Raw genomic sequence first — 17,780 nt, 5'->3', positions numbered from 1 at the left:
CCTCCCTGCGGTTGGCCGCCGATCCGCTATGGCCCGTGACGGGCGATGCGTTCGATCAGCAGCGCGATGAACCCGGCCTCGTCGACGTCGGTGACGACGGTGGCGTTCGGCTCGCGGTCCATCTTCTGGTAAAAGTCGGCATAGGTGTAGCCCTTGGTAAAGCCCGTCACCTGGACGCCGACGAAAGCCTTGCGGCTGGTGAACAGTTGCGGCCGGATCAGCCACGCGATCGTCGTCGCGTCGTGGATCGGCCCGCCCGGCCTGCCGAAGCGTTTCACATCGCTACGGTCGAAGGTCGTGAAGAGATTGTAGAGCGCCTCGCCCGCCGCGCCGCCTGCGCGAAAACGATCGAAATGCTCCGGCGTGAACAGCGCCTGAAAGGTCATGTCGAGTGGCATGACGACGATCGGCACGCCGGAGCGATAGACGATCTCGGCCGCATCGGGATCGGCATAGATGTTGAATTCGGCCCAGGGCGTGCGGTGGCCAAGGGCTTCAAAGGCGCCGCCCATCGAGACGATCTGGCCGATACCACGCGCTACATCAGGATGCTGGATCAGCGCCAGCGCCACATTCGTCAACGGACCGATGGCGCAGATGGTGATCGTTTCACCGGAGCGAACCGCTTCGCGCGCCGAGCGGACGATGAAGTGAACCGCATGCTCTTCCGAGACAGTGACATCGCCGGGGCGAACGAGATTGTCGTCGAAGGCGCCGATCCTGGCGTATTTGCCATAAACCTGTTCACGCACCAGCGGACCGGCAGCGCCGGCGTGAACCGGCACATCACGACGGCCACTCAGGCCGACAAGCTTGCAGGCATTGGCAACCGTATCACGCAAGGCGACATTGCCGGCCACGATCGACAGACCCAGAACGTCGAGTTCAGGCGATGCCAGCGCCATGAAGATGGCGGCGGCATCGTCCACGCCCGGATCAGCATCGATGATGACCTTATGGCGCATCACGCAACAACCTCTTCGGCATAACGCGACAGCCGCGCGAGGAAGAAGGCGATGACACCCTCGGCATCGACTTTGGTGACGATATCGGCATTCGGCTCAAGACCGCTCTTGCCGTACCAGTCGGCAATCGTCTGGCCCATACAGAGCTCGCTTTCATACTCGACGAAAACGCGGGCCTTCTGCGTTTCGAAGAGATGCGGCGCGAGGATATAGGCCATGACCAGAGGATCGTGCAGCGGGCCGCCGCGCGAACCATAACGGCGCACATCATTGCGGTCCCAGAAGGCCATCAGCTCGGCAAGCGTTTCGGAAATCCGGCCGCTGACACGGGCAAACTCTGCCACGTGCTCGGGCTTGAGCATGACCTGATGGGTTGCATCCAGAGCCAGGGCGACGATCGGAATGCCGCTCGAAAAGACCACATGGGCCGCATGGGGATCGGCCAGAACATTGAATTCCGAGGTCATCGTGCGGTTGCCCGCTTCGCGATAAGCGCCGCCCATCATGACGATCCGCTCGACGCCCTCGGCAATCTGAGGGTTCATGCGCAATGCGACGGCAAGGTTGGTCATCGGGCCGAGGCAGCAGAGCGTGATCTTCTCGCCGGTTTCCGCCGCGTTCGACAGAGCCTCGATCAGAAAGTCGACAGCAGAGAGCGTTTCCGCCGTCTTTTTCGGCTCCGGCAGCATGGTGTTGCCAAGTCCGCTCTTGCCGTGAAACTGGCCATAGATCGGTTCGCGCAGCATCGGCCGGAAACAGCCAGCGTAAACCGGCACGTCGGTGCGGTTGCCCAGTTCGCAGACCTGCAGAGCATTGCGAACGGTGCGCTCCAGAGGCTGGTTGCCACAGACCGGGGTAATGCCGCGAATATCGAGTTCCGGCGATACGAATGCGGTCAGAAGCGCAATCGTGTCGTCAATACCGGGGTCGCAGTCGACAATGATCGGAATGGGCTTCATGCTGAAATGCCTTCGATATGTGGGGAAATAAGGTTCAAAGAGCGCCGACGTCGCGCAAGACGGCGGCAATCTCGGCACGCGCGGCATCTGTGAGCGGGATCTGAGGTGCGATCGGCGGGCCGACCTTGAAACCTTGCAGATCGAGTGCAGTCTTGATGCAGGCCGCAATCGAATATTTCGCGAAGATCTCGTTGACCCGCCACATCGGCCGCTGCAGCTCCATCGCGCGCGCCCAGTCGCCCGCTTTTGCAGCCTCGTAGAGGGCAATGCTCTGCTTCGGCACGATGCAGGCCGGCCCCGCCATCCAGCCGACGCCGCCGATCATCATCACGCAGGTCGGAATATGCGCGGAGGCTGCAAACACCTCCATCCGGCCACGGGTCCGTTCGATGATGGAAAGAAGGCGCCCGGTATTGGTCGAGGCATCCTTGATGTAGCGAATGTTGTCGATCAGGCTCAGCCGCTCGATGACGGGCAGCGAGAGATCCGAGCGCTGGAACTGCGGATTGGTGTAAAGTACAACCGGCCTGCCCTTCGCGGCCTTGGCGATTGCCGTGAAATAGCTTTCCACGCCCTCATCCGAGATCGGAAAATAGGCTTCCAGGATCGCCAGAATGCCATCGGCACCGGCCTCGACCATATATTCCGTCTGCTCGACCGCATCGGCAGTCGAGGTCGACGCCACGCCGGCGATCACGGGAACCCGGTCGCGATTGGCCGCAATTACCGTGTCAACGACGTGGCGTCTTTGCTCCTGGGAGAGATAGGCAAATTCGCCGGTGCTGCCGAGCGGCGCTAGGCCATGCACGCCCGAACCGATCAGGTGATCGACCAGTTCGGTCAGCACGGGCCTGTTGATCTCGCCGGACGCATCGACCGGCGAGACGAGATAGGGAAAGACGCCGCGGAAGGACATGGCTGGCTCCTCCTTGCGCCCGGATCAGTTCAACTTCACGTAATAGGGAAGCGTGTAGCCGTCTGAGCGACCGGGATAGGAGAGATCCTTCTTCACCGCCCAGGTATTGGCGAGATAGAAGACCGGGATGACGCCCAGATCGGTCATCGCAATCTCGGTCGCCTTCTTCAGAAGCTCCTCGCGCTTGCCGTCATCCAGCGTCGAGCGGGCGTCGTTGAGCGCCTTGTCGAATTCCGGGTTGGAATAACGGCCACGATTGCCCTGCCCTGCCTTCTCCCCAAAAGTCTCGAGAATGGGGCCGAGAACGCCGGATGCTTCACCGGTTTCCACAGCTGCACCACCCATGATGAGGCTGAATTCGAGGTTCGAGGCGCGAGTGAAGAAGACGCTACCCGGAAGGGTCGCAACCTCGGTCTTGATGCCGATGCGGCTGAAGAACTGGCCGATCGCCTGCGCAACCTTGCTATCGTTCGGATAACGGTCGTTCGAGGCGTGGAAGGTCAGCGAGAAGCCGTTCGGATAACCCGCCTTGGCGAGCAGTTCCTTGGCCTTGTTCGGGTCATAGGCATCGACCTTGATCGACGGATCGTAGCCGAAATAGCCTTCCGGCACGAGCTGACCGGCAGGCACGCCCTGGCCGTCCATGATGCGATCGACGATCGCCTCGCGGTTGAGCGACATGGACAAGGCGCGGCGGACGTCGGCCTTCAGCAGCGGGTTCTTGCCATCGGGACCCTTGGCAAACGGGCTTTCCTCGCGCGCCTGGTCCATATGCAGATACATGATGCGGTTGCCGGCGACATTCACGACCTTCAGCTGGTCGGAGGCCTGCATCTTGCGGGTGTCGGCGGTCGGGATGCTCTCGATCATGTCGACATCACCAGCCAACATGGCCGCTACACGAGCGCTGGCATTCTTGAATACCTTGAAGGTCACCTTGTCCCAGCTGGCCTTTTCACCCCAGTAATCGTCATTGCGGGCGACGACGACATTGTCGTCGGGCGTCCAGGAGGTGAACTTGAACGGGCCGGTGCCGATGACACCCTTGCCGGCATTCATCTCTTCGGTCGTAACGGCTTCATCCTTGGCCGGCAGGATGGCGATGCGGCTCAGGTTGTTGAGCAGAAGCGGCGTTGGACCTGCGGTCTTGATGTGGACGGTCAGAGGATCGACGGCGGTGACCTCAGTGATCGCCTTGACATAGGCGGCAAACGAGCTCGGGCTGTTCTTCGAGGCGAGCGGTACGCGCTTGATGCTGGCGACAACATCTGCCGCGGTGAAATCGCTGCCGTCATGGAACTTGACGTTCGGCCGCAGCTTGAATTCCCAGGTCGTGTCGTCGATCGTCTTCCACGACAGAGCCAGCGCCGGCTGGATACGCTGCTTGTCGTCCTGATTGACGAGACCATCGAAAATATTGCGCGCCATCGCGCTATTGGGGCCGACGACGTAGAATTGCGGGTCCATCGACGTCGTCGATGCAGCAAGACCGACCGTCAGGTCCTTGGCATAAGCCGCGCCGATACCAGCAAACGGTACGGCGAAAACGGACGCAGCGAGCACAGCCGCGCACTTGACGAATTTCATGATGAAGCTCCTCCAGGTTCTGCAAAATTCGCGCTCTCCCCGCGAACCTGGTTGCGTGATATCGCTTTTATTAGGAGAAGAAAAATTGCATTTGGTATTCAATTCATGCCTAAATGTTATGGAGGAGAACAATGCGGCTCAAACCGAGGCAGGTCGAAGCTTTCAGGGCTGTGATGATGGCGGGTGGCATCACCTCTGCTGCCGAGGCAATGAACATCACCCAGCCGGCCGTCAGCCGCCTTATCCGCGACCTCGAAGACATCGTTAAACTGCAGCTGTTTGACCGGCAAGGGACGCGGCTCGTACCGACTGCCGAGGCAACACGTTTGTATCGCGAAGTGGAAAGGCTCTATCTCGGGCTCGACCAGATCGCCCAGGCGGCGGATGATATCCGCGAGCACAAGAACACGGTGTTGCGGATCGGCAGCGTCACATCGCTGGTGCGGCCTTACCTGCAGCAGGCCATAACCGACATATTGGGTGAACGGCTGGACGTGCCTCTGGTGATCGATGTCGAGAATAGCCGCTATATCTGGGATATGGTGGAGCAGAACCGCTACGATCTCGGTCTGGTTTTCAGCTCCTCCCGCATGGCGGACAAGAATGCCACCCTTCTCTTCAGCTCGGATGCCGTGGCAGCAATGCCGAGAGGTCACCGGCTTGCATCACGCGCCATCATCACGCCGTCCGATCTTCTCGATGAGCGCGTGCTGATCCCGGGCCGCAACTCGCCTTTGAGATTGGCGCTCGACCGCGCCTTTTCCCGTGAAGACCGGTTGCCGGTGAGCACGATGGAAACCTCCATGCTGAACAGCTGCTGCTTCGCTGCGTCGGGCGTTGGTATCGGCATTGTCGATCGGATCAGCATTCATTCCGCCGGTGCGGATGTTGTTGCAATTCCTTTCGAGCCCCGGATCGAGGTTTCATACTATGCCATTCGCCCGACCAGCGCGCACCGTATCGCCGTCCTGGACGAACTGATCGGCCGCCTGCAGGAGATCATACAGTCCTTGCTGCGTGACAACAGCCCGAAGCCCTGAAAGGGTGCTCCGCACCCCGCGCAAGCGATTGTCCTACTTCTCCCTGACCGGCCTGGATGCCTTTCCGACCATGCGCCTCAACAGTGAGCGCCCTGCCTTTCTTCCCGGCATCAGCTCGATATCGCTCACGAGTTTCGCCCCGCCATCGCGGCGTTCGAGTGTGATCTTGCGGCTGTGAAACGCCTCCAGTTCGGCTCTATGCGCAACACTGACGATTGTTGCGTCTGGCAATTCGCGGGTCACGGTTTCCATCATTGCATCCTGACTCTTGTCGTCCAGCGCTGCGGTCGCCTCGTCCATGACGATGATGTCCGGATCGTGAAGGAGCAGTCGCGCGAAGGTAAGCCTCTGTTTCTCACCACCGGAAAGGGTCTGATCCCAGGGCGCCTCTTCCTCGATTTTTTCCTTGAGATGACCCAGCCCCACCTTGTCGAGGGCGGCTCCAATCTCCTCCGCTGACCAGTCATCGGCATCACGAGGATAGGCGACAGCCCTGCGAAGCGAGCCCGAGGGAATATAGGGACGTTGCGGCAGCATGAACATGCGACTGCCTTCCCGAAAATTCACGCTTCCGCCACCCCATGGCCAGAGGCCGGCAATCGCCCGAACCAGCGTGCTTTTGCCGGAACCGGATTCGCCCGCAACCAGAACCCGCTCGCCCTGCTTGATCTCGACCTCCGTCTCCTTGACCACCGCAGTGCCATCGCCGAGCGATACGGATACATCGTTGAGGCTAAGCATCGCGTCGCCGCTGGTTTCGCCGCGCGTGATCCGCCCAAGCGTATCGCTCTGTTCGGCACGCTCCAGCCCATCGAGCGACATCATCAAGGAGGCGACGCGACGAGCGCTGGCATTCCAGTCGGCGAGACGGGGATAGTTGTCGACCAGCCAGCCGAATGCGGCCTGCACGATGGTAAAGGCCGATGCGGCCTGCATCACCTGACCGAGAGACATGCTGCCATCCAGAAATTTCGGCGCGCATAGCAGCACCGGCACAACAGGCGCGATCAGCATGGACGCGGTCGAGACCAGTGAAGTGCGCATATATTGGTGGGCAAGCAGGCGCCACTGACGCCTGACATTGCCGAACCGCCGATCGAGATCGTTGCGCTCTTCCTCCTCGCCACCGAGGAGAGCAATGCTTTCGCCATTCTCGCGAACGCGGGTGAGCGTATAGCGAAACTCCGCTTCGACCTGGTTCTTGACCTCGGACACCTGAACGAAGTTTCGGCCGATGAAGGCGATCGAACTCGACGTGATGCCGGCATAGCAGATCGCTGCGACCACGAGAAAACCCGGGATTGTTACATAGGTGCCGGCGATCGGAAGCGTCAGCGCACCACCGATGGTCCACAGGACAAGAATGAACGTCGAAGCGGAGACGAATGCCGAAATGACGCCGGCGACGAAATCCACGGGAGATTCGGTTGCGATCCGCATGTCCTCCGAAAGACGCGCCTCCGGGTTCTGGTGGTCGCCACCGATCAGATTGAGCTGGTAATAGCGGCCATTGGCCAGCCAGCGGCCGATCAGCGATCGTGTCAGCCAGGACCGCCAGCGGCGCTGGATCAGCATTCGGACATAGACCTGGAAGGTGACCAGAGCGACGCTCCCAAGCACAAGTGGCGGAAACAGGGAGGCGAGATGATAGACCGTTGATGCGTTGCGCTGCTCGATCGCGTCAAAAAGACTGCGGTTCCAGACATTGATGCCATATTGAAAACCGACATTCATGCCGATGAGAGCCAGGAGCCCGATGGAGCATGGCCAGGCGAACCCGTCTCCACGGCGGCTCCAGTAGCCGCGTGCGCTGATCCAGAACCGTTTCAGCAGATAGCGCTTGCGGGCCTTTTCTGCTTCTTCCGGAGAAAGCCTGGCGTCTGGCTCGATGACATCCGGCGGAGGAGGCTCGGCGGCATCATCACCTGTTTCGGGGCGGGCACTCTTCGTACCCTCTTGCTCGGTAGCATCAACCGGCTTCGGCTTCATTTCGGTATCGATCATGAGCGCTTGAACGGACTTGTGATCGAAAGGTTTCACCGAAGGCGTTTCATCTCGTCTGACGATGAGAGGCGTGGCCATCAATCCTTTCTTAAAGCTCACTCTTTGCCCGGCAGCTTTCTTCTAAAACCCTTGATGCATATCTCACGAAGCGGATCGAAACGTAGCCGACGACCGGCAAAAAACTGCCATCACGATTATCAAAAATGGCGCAAACAGGATATTCTTTGCCGGTGATGCTCGACGTCGTTTCGGCCTATCACAAAAAAATCATGACGACTTCAAATCTGCGAAAACCACCGTGTGGCAAGGCCTAACGCAAGACACAGCACTGCCGGACACACGCCGGAAACCTTGCGAAATATGTTTTTTTATGGACAAATTGGGCTCTGGCCCATAGATAGGCCCTACATTTCCTACCGGATCTCACTCGAACCGGGCATTTGACGCGATGATACGCCGTCAACCGGACCGGCTGCCAACACCCCGTCTTCGGCAGCCGAATTTTACAATCGCCGGCATTGGTTTGTCGCAAATGAAACAGAGAGCGGATGCTCGCCGATCGCTTGGCCTTCTGGCCAGCTGAGACTTTCGGCTGCACCGAGCGAAGAAGGAGAATGCCCTCGCCACGTGCTGGGCTGATTGATGTATGGCTTTTCAAACTGAAAATGACGCGTCGGCAAAACCGGCTTCGACCAAGATCAGTCTCAAGAACGTCTACAAGATTTTCGGCGAAAGGCCTGACAAGGCCATGGACATGATCCGCGCCGGCAAGACGAAATCTGAAATCCACGCCGCCACCGGATGCTCGGTCGGCGTCAACAATGCCAGCTTCGACATCAAGGCGGGCGAGATCTTCGTCATCATGGGCCTGTCGGGCTCGGGCAAATCCACCCTTTTGCGCCTTCTGAACCGTCTGATCGAACCGAGTGCAGGCTCGATCGAAATCGATGGCACGGACATAACCCGGATGTCGCGCCGCGAGCTGATCCAGGTCCGTCGCCGCGATATCAGCATGGTCTTCCAGTCTTTTGCGCTTCTGCCCAATCGCACCGTTCTCAACAATGCCGCCTTCGGCCTCGAGGTCGCCGGCATCGGCGAGGCAGAACGCAGGCAGAAGGCGCTGGATGCCTTGAAAGCCGTCGGCCTCGACGGTTATGCCGACAGCCATCCGGACCAGCTTTCCGGCGGCATGAAACAGCGTGTCGGGCTTGCCCGCGCTCTCGCCAGCGAGCCGACCATCCTTCTGATGGACGAAGCGTTTTCGGCGCTCGACCCGTTGATCCGCACAGAAATGCAGGACGAGCTCGTGCGCCTGCAGGCCGAACAGAGCCGTACGATCGTCTTCGTCAGCCATGATCTCGACGAGGCAATGCGGATCGGCGACCGGATCTGCATCATGCAGAACGGCAATGTCATCCAGGTCGGCACGCCGGACGAAATCGTCTCAAGCCCGGCCAACGACTACGTTCGTTCCTTCTTCCGCAATGTCGATGTCAGCCAGGTGTTCAAGGCCGGCGACGTCGCTCGCAAGACCCAGATCACCATCATCGAGCGTCAGGGCACGACTGCAGCCGCAGCACTTGAACGGATGAAGAATTTCGACCGCGAATATGCGATCATCCTTGGCCGCGACAAGCGTTACCACGGCGTTGTCAGCCAGACCTCGCTCATCGAGAAATTGCGCGCTCGAACCGAAGATCCCTATCGCGGCGCATTCCTTTCGGAAATCGAGCCGGTTCCCGCCGACGAACCGCTGTCGAATATTCTCGGCAAGGTCGCGGCCAGCCCCTGGCCGGTGCCGGTCATCGACGATGACAAGCGCTATCTCGGCTCGATCAGCAAATCGACGCTGCTCGAAACGCTCGACCGCGCCAGCTGATCCTCTTCCCCCTTGTTACCATGTTGCAGCGCTTTGGCGCGCCATTTGGCGTGCAGCGCTGTGGCCGGCCTGAAAACACCGGAGACAGACATGAACTTCGATATTGGTGACGGCGTCGATACCGCCGTCAATTACGTCCTCGACAATTTTTCGCCCGTTCTCGACTTCATCGCTGCCGTGATCGGCTTCGTGACCAGTACGATCCTGGATGCGCTTGCCGCTCTTCCGATGCCGGTCGGCATTGCCATCTTCGTCCTCCTGTCCCTCTGGCGCGTCGGCTTCGGATTTGCCGTGCTGACGGGTCTGGCGCTCTGGCTCGTCGACCATATGGGTCTCTGGGCTGCGATGATGGAAACCTTGTCACTCGTCATCGCCTCGACATTGATGGCGATGATCATCGGCCTACCGCTCGGCATTGCCATGGCCCGCAAGGATTCGGTCGCCACCGTCGTCCGCCCCATCCTCGACTTGATGCAGACCATGCCGGCCTTCGTTTACCTCATTCCGGCCGCGATGTTTTTTGGCCTCGGCGCCGTGCCGGGCGCGATAGCAACGGTGATCTTTTCCATGCCGCCCGTTGTGCGGCTGACCAATCTCGGCATCCGTCAGGTGCATAACGAGTTCATCGAGGCCGGCAATGCCTTTGGCTGCACCGGCACGCAACTTCTCTTCAAGATTCAGCTGCCGAATGCCCTGCCCTCGATCATGGCCGGTATCAACCAGACGATCATGCTGTCCCTCTCCATGGTGGTGATCGCCTCGATGATTGGCGCCGGCGGCATCGGCAATACCGTTCTGACCGGCATCCAGCGTCTCGATGTCGGCACCGGCTTCGAAGGTGGTCTTGCCGTCGTCATCCTCGCCGTCATCCTCGACCGCATCACCCAGTCCCTGGGGCAGAAAACCACAAAGCGCACCGCCCTCTGGGCAACGCTTTTCAGGAAGAACGAGCGCGAAGAACTGGCGACGGCAAACGCCTGACCCCTCTCGCGCCGATCCATGCGGGTGCTGAACCCGCGAACCCGAACTCCCAAGAAGGAGAAACCATGTTCAAGACACGTTCATCGTCCCGCCGGGCAACACTGGCGGCAGGCATCGGCCTCGCCGCGGCACTGGTCGTCGGCTCCGCCGCGCCGAGTTTTGCCGAAGATGCCAAGCCGGTAAAGATCGGCTGGGCCGCCTGGTCGGATGCCGAATTCGTCACCAAGCTCGCCGCCAAGCTGATCAACGACCAGCTCGGCCAGAAAGTCGAGCTGGTACAGACCGACGTTGCGCCGCTCTATCAGGGCGTCAGCCGTGGCGATCTCGACGCGATGATGATGGCATGGCTGCCGCAGACCCATGCGGATTATTTCGCCAAGGTGAAGAACCGCGTCGAGACACTCGGCACCGTCTATGACGGGGCAAAGCTCGGCTGGGTCGTTCCGGCCTCCATTCCGGAAAGCGAAATCTCGTCCATCGAGGATCTGAAGAAGCCGGAAGTGCAGAAGAAGCTCGCCGGCACGGTTCAGGGCATCGATCCGGGTGCGGGCCTGACGCGGCTGTCCGAAAAGGCGCTGAAGGATTACGGCCTGTCCGATTACAAGCTGCAGATCTCCAGCGAAGCCGGCATGCTGACCACGGTCGACAGGGCCATGCGCGGCGAAAAATGGTTCGTCGCGACTTCCTGGAGCCCCCACTGGATGTTCGGCAAATACAAGCTCCGTTACCTCGCCGACCCGAAGAAATCGCTCGGTGAAGCCGAACATGTCGACATCCTCGCCCGCAAGGATTTCAAGACCGAGAACCCGAAGGTCGCCGGCTTCCTGTCGCGCATGAAACTGCCGATCGCCGATCTCGAGGCGGCGATGTTCGACGCGCAGCAGACCTCCTACGACGAGGCGATTGCGAAATACATCAAGGCCCATCCGGACCAGATCAATGACTGGATCGGCGACAAGAGCTGATCTGATCCGGCCTTCTGCGCAACCGCGTCAGGGGGCCGGACCACTGGAAGGAATCCCCGATGAATGGAAATGGTAACTCGCCCATGCTGTTTGACCAGGACACGCTCGGCGGCCGCATCTCGCTTGCCCGCGACGCCTGTTCCCTGTCGATCGACGATGCGGCAGAGATGACCGGCGTCAACCGTGAAGTCTGGTGCGCATGGGAGAATGACCGCAGCGATCCGGGCGTCTCTCATATCGACAATGTCGCGGCGTCACTGAAGGTCAGCCTGTTATGGCTGGCAATCGGACGCGGCCCCGGACCGGAATGGCCGGAAGATAATCTGCTTGGGTAAAACGTGATGGCGCAGTCTTGGCTGCGCCGTCTCTATCCGGCAGCGGCAAGGCCTCAGAACCCTGCCTCGCGGAAGAGCACGGTCAACACACGACGCCAGGCCTGTTCGGCAAAACTGATGCCCTTGGCATCGAGCATCATCACGCCCTGCAGCGACCGTCCCGGCAAGCCGTTCGTTTCACTGACGTGCGCCATAACCGCATATTGCGCCGCGACTGGCGCAAGCCTCTGACGCTTGCCACCGGACACGGCATGCACGGCGATCGCACCGTGATATTGCGAGGTAAGCTGCGGCACGTCGATTTCCTGAGCGCCGGATTCGGCGATAGCCGCCAAAGTGACGGGAAATCTCGGCAGCGACAGGTCGTCGGGGATGAACCAGCCGGGCGCTTCGACGGCAATCCGGCCGCTGTCATTGCCCGCCACATAACCGCGCGCCACCGAACCCGTGCCGGCGGACAGGAAGGCGATCTGCTCGTTGCGCCCGACCCATTGGCCGGGCAGGATTTCGGGATTGATATCGGTGATCACGCCATCGAATGGGGCAGTGACCACCAGCGCCGACTTGCGCTCCGCCAGCCCTTCGGCGCGGGCTTTCAGGCTGCCGAGCTCGCTTTCAATAATGCTTCTTTGCGCCAGATCGTCCGGATTGGCGGCGATGCGGGCGAGACGCGAACGGGCAAGCTCGGCCTCGACCTCGGCAATTCTCAGCTCCTCGTCGATCTCCGGCGCATCGATCGCAAACAGGACGTCGCCGGCTCTTACTTTCTGGCCGACAAAGATCCCGACGCTTTCGATCCGGCCGGGCTCATGCGGATAAAGCCGCACGAATTGCTGCGGATAGATCACCGCCGGCGCCGAAACGCGTGTCGAGATCGGCAGGAAAGCGAGGAGCACCAGAAGGGCAAAGACCGAGCCGGTCAGATAGAGGCGGCGGCTTTTCAGGATATCGCTGCGCATGGCCCACCACTCCTTCATTTCGGACAGGACAGGACGAACAAGGAAGAAACCGATCTCGACCATGAACAGCAGGATGCCGACGAGCTTGATGGTGAAGTGATAGACCAGAAGCGCGATGCCGAGATAAAGCGTCAGCCGGTAGATCGCGGTCGCGACGGCATAGACCGTCAGGATCACGTCAAGCCGGGCCGGAAAAATTTCAGGCGCGGAATAACCGGGGCGGAACAGGAATTCCCTTAAGCGCCAGCGCATGTGCCGGAACGCCCGCGGCTGCAGGTTTTCAACGCCGAGCAGGTCGGCCAGGATATAATAGCCGTCGAACCGCATGAACGGATTGAGGTTGACGAACAGGCTCAGCACCACGCCGGTTGCGGCGAGCACGAAAAGCGCGCTACGCAGCGGGCCGTCGGGCACGAACGCCCACAAGGTCAGCGCGTACGCGGCCACCGTCAATTCGGCCAGCATGCCGGCGGAATCGATACGTAGCCGCTGCCAGCGCGACTTCAGCTTCCAGGCATCGCTGACATCCGTATAGAGAAGCGGCACCATGACCATGAAGGCGACGCCCATGGTCGGGATGCGGCAGCCGAACCGGTGCGCGACGAAGGCATGCCCGAGTTCGTGAAGGCATTTGATGAAAACGATCGACAGGACCGAGACGGCGGCACCTTCCAGCGAGAAGACGAAGGGAAACGTGCCGATAAAGGCATCCCATTGCCGCGAGACGAGATAGAGGCCGAGCAGGCCGACGAGCGCGGTCACCCACCAGAACAGCCGCCCGAACAGGAAAGAGACATGCGGCCAGGCATGGCGGATGAACCGTTCGGGCCTGACGAGCGGGATCTTGAAGAAGAGGTAATTGTGAATGAGCCGCATGAACCACGGGTGATGCGGCTGCGCCTTGTGATGCAAGGCCCGCCAGTTGCCGCGGGTCGGCTGCACGAGAAGCAGGTTATGCTCCAGCATCCGCGCAATCGTGCCGATATCCTCGATCGACAGGCTGTTGCCGAACCGCGCATCGACCGACTTCATGAGATTGCCGACCGTGCGGCTGGAATTCCAGAAGCTCAGTACCTGGAACATTTCATAGGTGATGCGGAAGAAACGGTTGCGGATCGGATCGAAGACGACCCAGGTCGGGGCTCCGGAATAACTCGCGCCGACCCGCATGATCTGCAGATCTTCCCGCAGCGCCGGCAGGGGCGCGTCGGCGGGCTGGCCGACCATCATCGGCTGGGCGGCCGCGGTGGCTTGGGCAGCGGCGGTCATAATCCGAACCGTTGGCGCAGAACGGAGATGGGCTTGCGGAACAGGTAATAGGCGAGAAACACGTTTTCGCCACTGATCTGCGCCGTGCCGCGAATGCCGAGCCGCATATGGTCCGGCACATTGTCGAGCGTCGCGTAAATGCGATAGGCGAGCACGTCGCCCTCGATCATCCGCGCCTCAAAAGAAGCGGCAACGACCTTGGCGCTGGCCGGATTGAGCGGGTCGGAATCGAGAAAGGCTCGCACCTTGGCACCCTGTGCAACCGCGATCGCATCGGCAACCGGCACGTCGATGCGAAGCTGCATGCGGCTTGGATCGGCAACTTCCATGACCCGCTCGCCTGTCGTCACCGGCCGGCCCACCCAGTCGCGGCGATCGGTATAGATCGCGATGCCATCCGATGGCGCAACAACCCTGGAACGCTCCAGCATGTCGCGGGCATAATCGCGTTTGGCGGCGGCGACCGTGAGCTCGCTGCGGCTCACCGCAAGATTGGCCCGGAGCTTCGGATCACCGACAGCACCCTGTGTCACCTGCATCAGCTTTGCTTCGGCAACACGCACATCCTGTTCGGCGACGGCGAGCTCGTTGCGAAGCATGACGTCCGACATGGTGAGGAGCGGCTCGCCCTTGCGCACCGCCTGGTCGGGATTGACGGCGATGCTGTCGATCACGCCATCCATCGGGGCCGCAATGATTCTGGGCGCGATCGGTGCAACTTCGACCGGCGCCAGCACCGTCATCGGCACGGGATAGAAGCCGAGCGCGATGGTGGCGATGGCGGCTGCGGCAATCAAAGGCTTCACCTTGATACGCCGCTTCAGCTTGCCTTCGCCGGCCAATGCCGCCCAGGCATGGGCATAGGTTTCAGACAGTCGCCGGCCGATCAGCAGATCCTGTTCGCCCCAGGGAATTTCACGGGCAAGCAGCATGCCGCCGAACACGATGCCGTTGCGCAACCGGAACGGCAGCCAGGCGAAGAAGCGAAACGGATAGGTCTTGTGCTCGGGATCGTCCGGCGGGCAGAAGGCGGGCAAAGCGAAATCGCAAGGCGCGCCAAAACCCTTCTCTGCGCCGAGCGAACGGGTCATCGCCTCGATCCAGCGGATTCGCGGCGCATTGCGATCGACACTGCCGATTGATGTGACCGCCTTGACAGTGAACCGTTCACCCCGCCCCGCAAGTACGAAGGCCTGGCGGCATTTGGCGATGCGGATCGTTTCGTTGGCGATCAGGAAGGCGAGCTCTCCGACCGTTGCAGCCTGCCGCGCTTCGGCCTCCAGCCGAAGGAGAAGGTCATAGGCCCGGGCAACGGCCGCATCCTGAGCAGGAGTTGCCGGCCCAGATGCGGTTCCCGCCCCAAGCCCTTGCGACGGGCGAAGCGATGGCTTGATATTCTGTTCCATGCCTCAACCTCCGGGAACCGGGTTGAAGGCGGTCGGCCCGCTCATGCCGGGAAGAATGCCGGTCGTATCGCCGAGAAAACGCCCGGTCACCTTGACCGTCTGGCTGACCGGATCGACGACAGCGGCAATGCGGGAGACTTCCGCCTGCTTCGTCCCACCGGTCTCGTCGATGGTGACGGCAAACCGGCTACCGGGTTTCAGCCAGCGCAGCCAGTTGGAGGGCAGCAGGATCTCGATCTCGAGGTCGCCTTCGCTGACAATCTGCATCAGCGGCTGATTGGGTTCGGGAATTTCATGCTCATGGGCGCGCATGAAGGCGATCCGTCCGTCGAACGGCGCCTTGATGACACAGCGCGACATCTTGCTCTTATAGGCTTCCAGCTCGCCCGCCGCCTGATCGCTCTTGGCTTTCGACAGATCCACCTCGAAAGCGCCGACCGCCTTGGAGCGGGCGAGGCGTGCATTGTTTTCCTGGGTGATGGTTTCCGCCCTGAGCATCGCTTCGGCGGATTTCACCTGGGCGGCGAGATCGCCGCAATCAAAGGCGGCAAGCACGTCGCCCTTGGCAAATCTCTGCCCTTCGCGGAAGGGCAGAGACGCGATCGGAAAACTCAGGTCCGTTCCGATCATCGCTTCATTGGCGGCCTTCACGATGCCGCGCAAAGTCTCATGGTTCGCTTGCGCCCGCGCCGGACCGGGATCCGCCGCGAGGGCCAGGAATGCCGCAAGGACAAGACCCGTTACATGACATGTCTGCATGTCGCACTCCTTCCTTAAAGCCGGTAGCCCGAAGGCTTCCGGTTACTTGGTCGCGACCAGTTCGACCTTTGCCGGCCCGCCGGCATCGGTCCACATCGTGCGCAGCCGCGCGGCGATCTCGTCGACGCCGCCACTGCTTGTCAGCCCCGCCGGAAAGGGATCGACCCCGAGCGAGGCATAGATATTGGCATAGGCATTCTGCAGGTCCGCATAGGCCATATCGAGCTTGGCATCGGCCAGAAGCGCGTTCATTTCCTCGCGAATGAGGATCTGTTCGCTGGTCTTCTGGGCATTCGTTTCGGCCCGCACCTGTTTCAGGATCCGATGCGAGACATTGGAAAGCGCCATGGCCGTGCCATAGGACTTGTTGAGATGGGCATAGCGGATGCGGCTGATATGCACCTGCGTCATGATCGCCATGGCGACCGAGAGCGCACGCGCATCCAGAACCTGAGCCTGGGCATCGATCTTCTTTTCGATCGCCGGCATGGCGGCGAGCTTCATGGCGTTAAAGCTGACCTTGGCGCCCCAGTTGAGCCACTCGTTCGTGTCGATGAACTCGTTTGAATCGTAGTTGGCACCGGCATAGAGATTAAAACCGGGAAGAATGTCGAGAAGCGCGGCATTGACCTCCTTGTCATTGATCCGTTCTCGATAGGCGACCTCGCGCATTTCCGGCCGGTTCTGCACCGCGATGCGGAACATTTCCGGCATGTTGTCCGGCACGTTGAGCTTGGTGGAAAGCCGTGTCGGTACTGTCAGCGTGAAATCGGTACCGGGCTTGACGTTCATCAGCGCCGAAAGCTGGCTCTTGGCGACCTTCAGCTCGCCTTCCAGCATCTCCACCTCGCGCTTCACCTCGATCAACTCACGTTCATAGGTGAGCGCCACGAGCGGCGAGCTTTCGCCGCCGGAAGAAAGGCCGCGCGTATCACGAAGCGCCCGTGCCACCCGGCCTTCGAGTGCCCGCATGCGGCCGACAAGGCGCTGATAGCTGACCGCCCGCCAATAGGCGGTGCAGACGTCCTCAATCACCTTGTTGACCATGCGCCGCTTCATTTCCTCCTGGATCAGCGTCTCGTCGGCCGCCTGCTTGGCGCGCACATAAGAGAGGCCGAAATCAAGGATATTCCACGAGAAGGTCAGGTCTGCAGTCCTGACATTGTCGTCACGCGTCGAAGGCGTCGACGCATCGGCTTCGTTGCGGCCGTCATAACCGGCGCCCGCAACGACCTTGGGGAGGGCGCTGTAGCTGACGAGATCGGCCTCACGCGTCTTGAGCGCCGCCTGCATGATCTCGACTTTCGTGTCTAGATTGTACTTCAGTGCCCGGGCCATGGCCTGGTAAAGATCGATAGAGCCGGTAATCGGCTCCTGGTTCGCTGTCGCTCTTAAAAGCTTTTCGTTTGCAAATTTCGCGTTCGCCTCAGCGGAGAACGGTTCCGTCTTGACCGTGCAGCCGGTTGCAAGCAAGACGGCAGGAAGGGTCCAGACTAACAGGGACTTCACTGCTTCACCTCGTAAATCATTGCAACAAAACCCTCGCGACAAGCGGGACTGGTGAACGCGCGGCTCCGATCGTCATTGCCTCTCAACCCCAACATGGGGCTTTGGGGCGAACGGAAACCCAGGGCTGATTAATGATTTACGAATATGCTTAACAAGGAGATAACAGACTAGAGCAATCGAACTTGCAGAGCATATTCCTTTGCTCGCAGTCGGTGTAAAACAGGACAATGTATCAGCATAATGTCCC

14 protein-coding genes are annotated in these 17,780 nt (G+C 60.5%); 5 read left to right on the top strand and 9 right to left on the bottom strand.

Annotated elements, in window-relative coordinates:
• Positions 1-26: 26 nt before the first annotated feature.
• From FHW37_RS05225 to FHW37_RS05210, 4 genes are read right to left on the bottom strand one after another with little or no spacing between them, the layout of a single operon-like run.
• The gene (locus tag FHW37_RS05225) at positions 27-968 is read right to left on the bottom strand and encodes a nucleoside hydrolase (RefSeq protein WP_145633408.1); all 942 of its coding nucleotides are present in this window, start codon (positions 966-968) and stop codon (positions 27-29) included.
• Complete coding sequence (locus FHW37_RS05220) at positions 965-1,924, bottom strand: nucleoside hydrolase (RefSeq protein WP_145633405.1); 960 nt, start codon at positions 1,922-1,924, stop codon at positions 965-967. Before FHW37_RS05220 ends, FHW37_RS05225 begins: the two co-directional genes overlap by 4 nt.
• Positions 1,925-1,958: 34 nt before the next feature.
• Positions 1,959-2,840 (bottom strand): dihydrodipicolinate synthase family protein, encoded by an 882-nt coding sequence (locus FHW37_RS05215; RefSeq protein ID WP_145633402.1) that lies wholly within the window; start codon positions 2,838-2,840, stop codon positions 1,959-1,961.
• A 24-nt stretch (positions 2,841-2,864) separates the two neighbouring features.
• On the bottom strand, positions 2,865-4,427 hold the full coding sequence (locus FHW37_RS05210; protein WP_145633399.1) for an ABC transporter substrate-binding protein: 1,563 nt from the start codon (positions 4,425-4,427) through the stop codon (positions 2,865-2,867).
• Between the two features lie 131 nt (positions 4,428-4,558).
• Here FHW37_RS05210 and FHW37_RS05205 point away from each other — a divergent pair, with 131 nt between their 5' ends.
• Positions 4,559-5,467, top strand: a complete 909-nt coding sequence (locus FHW37_RS05205; protein ID WP_145633396.1) for a LysR substrate-binding domain-containing protein — start codon at positions 4,559-4,561, stop codon at positions 5,465-5,467.
• Between the two features lie 33 nt (positions 5,468-5,500).
• On the opposite strand, the gene FHW37_RS05200 is transcribed toward FHW37_RS05205, so the two are convergent.
• A complete protein-coding gene (locus FHW37_RS05200; protein WP_145633870.1) occupies positions 5,501-7,471 on the bottom strand; it encodes an ABC transporter ATP-binding protein/permease in 1,971 nt (656 codons plus the stop codon).
• A 646-nt stretch (positions 7,472-8,117) separates the two neighbouring features.
• Between FHW37_RS05200 and proV the strand changes: the two genes are divergently transcribed.
• The 4 genes from proV (at position 8,118) to FHW37_RS05180 (ending at position 11,631) form a co-directional block, all read left to right on the top strand.
• Entirely contained in the window at positions 8,118-9,350 is a 1,233-nt protein-coding gene (proV, locus tag FHW37_RS05195; RefSeq protein WP_145633393.1) for a glycine betaine/L-proline ABC transporter ATP-binding protein ProV, read from the top strand.
• 90 nt (positions 9,351-9,440) lie between these two features.
• The gene (locus tag FHW37_RS05190; RefSeq protein WP_145633390.1) at positions 9,441-10,331 is read left to right on the top strand and encodes an ABC transporter permease; all 891 of its coding nucleotides are present in this window, start codon (positions 9,441-9,443) and stop codon (positions 10,329-10,331) included.
• A 65-nt stretch (positions 10,332-10,396) separates the two neighbouring features.
• Positions 10,397-11,296 carry a glycine betaine ABC transporter substrate-binding protein gene (locus FHW37_RS05185; protein WP_145633387.1) on the top strand — a complete coding sequence of 300 codons (900 nt, stop codon included), beginning with the start codon at positions 10,397-10,399 and terminating at the stop codon, positions 11,294-11,296.
• 59 nt (positions 11,297-11,355) lie between these two features.
• Positions 11,356-11,631 (top strand): helix-turn-helix domain-containing protein, encoded by a 276-nt coding sequence (locus FHW37_RS05180; RefSeq protein WP_145633384.1) that lies wholly within the window; start codon positions 11,356-11,358, stop codon positions 11,629-11,631.
• A gap of 53 nt (positions 11,632-11,684) precedes the next feature.
• On the opposite strand, the gene FHW37_RS05175 is transcribed toward FHW37_RS05180, so the two are convergent.
• Genes FHW37_RS05175 through FHW37_RS05160 form a run of 4 tightly spaced genes read right to left on the bottom strand, consistent with a single transcriptional unit; the run spans position 11,685 to position 17,533 of the window.
• On the bottom strand, positions 11,685-13,859 hold the full coding sequence (locus tag FHW37_RS05175) for a site-2 protease family protein (RefSeq protein WP_246690670.1): 2,175 nt from the start codon (positions 13,857-13,859) through the stop codon (positions 11,685-11,687).
• Positions 13,856-15,265 carry an efflux RND transporter periplasmic adaptor subunit gene (locus tag FHW37_RS05170; protein WP_145633381.1) on the bottom strand — a complete coding sequence of 470 codons (1,410 nt, stop codon included), beginning with the start codon at positions 15,263-15,265 and terminating at the stop codon, positions 13,856-13,858. Before FHW37_RS05170 ends, FHW37_RS05175 begins: the two co-directional genes overlap by 4 nt.
• Before the next feature lie 3 nt (positions 15,266-15,268).
• Positions 15,269-16,024: an efflux RND transporter periplasmic adaptor subunit gene (locus FHW37_RS05165; RefSeq protein ID WP_145633379.1), complete on the bottom strand. Its 756-nt coding sequence runs from the start codon at positions 16,022-16,024 to the stop codon at positions 15,269-15,271.
• Between the two features lie 42 nt (positions 16,025-16,066).
• Positions 16,067-17,533 (bottom strand): TolC family protein, encoded by a 1,467-nt coding sequence (locus tag FHW37_RS05160; protein ID WP_145633376.1) that lies wholly within the window; start codon positions 17,531-17,533, stop codon positions 16,067-16,069.
• Between the last annotated feature and the right edge of the window lie 247 nt (positions 17,534-17,780).

Source organism: Neorhizobium alkalisoli (genome assembly GCF_007829835.1).
In the GTDB taxonomy this organism is placed as follows: Bacteria; Pseudomonadota; Alphaproteobacteria; order Rhizobiales; family Rhizobiaceae; genus Neorhizobium.
Note: the sequence above shows the minus strand (reverse complement) of the source record. Positions and strands in the feature narration are given on the sequence as shown.

Bases quoted from the DNA above. Each gene is read 5' to 3' on its own strand.
- FHW37_RS05220 (WP_145633405.1), bottom strand. From the start codon at position 1,924: ATGAAGCCCATTCCGATCATTGTCGACTGCGACCCCGGTATTGACGAC.
- FHW37_RS05215 (WP_145633402.1), bottom strand. From the start codon at position 2,840: ATGTCCTTCCGCGGCGTCTTTCCCTATCTCGTCTCGCCGGTCGATGCG.
- FHW37_RS05210 (WP_145633399.1), bottom strand. From the start codon at position 4,427: ATGAAATTCGTCAAGTGCGCGGCTGTGCTCGCTGCGTCCGTTTTCGCC.
- FHW37_RS05205 (WP_145633396.1), top strand. From the start codon at position 4,559: ATGCGGCTCAAACCGAGGCAGGTCGAAGCTTTCAGGGCTGTGATGATG.
- FHW37_RS05200 (WP_145633870.1), bottom strand. From the start codon at position 7,471: ATGATCGATACCGAAATGAAGCCGAAGCCGGTTGATGCTACCGAGCAA.
- proV (WP_145633393.1), top strand. From the start codon at position 8,118: ATGGCTTTTCAAACTGAAAATGACGCGTCGGCAAAACCGGCTTCGACC.
- FHW37_RS05190 (WP_145633390.1), top strand. From the start codon at position 9,441: ATGAACTTCGATATTGGTGACGGCGTCGATACCGCCGTCAATTACGTC.
- FHW37_RS05185 (WP_145633387.1), top strand. From the start codon at position 10,397: ATGTTCAAGACACGTTCATCGTCCCGCCGGGCAACACTGGCGGCAGGC.
- FHW37_RS05180 (WP_145633384.1), top strand. From the start codon at position 11,356: ATGAATGGAAATGGTAACTCGCCCATGCTGTTTGACCAGGACACGCTC.
- FHW37_RS05175 (WP_246690670.1), bottom strand. From the start codon at position 13,859: ATGACCGCCGCTGCCCAAGCCACCGCGGCCGCCCAGCCGATGATGGTC.
- FHW37_RS05170 (WP_145633381.1), bottom strand. From the start codon at position 15,265: ATGGAACAGAATATCAAGCCATCGCTTCGCCCGTCGCAAGGGCTTGGG.
- FHW37_RS05165 (WP_145633379.1), bottom strand. From the start codon at position 16,024: ATGCAGACATGTCATGTAACGGGTCTTGTCCTTGCGGCATTCCTGGCC.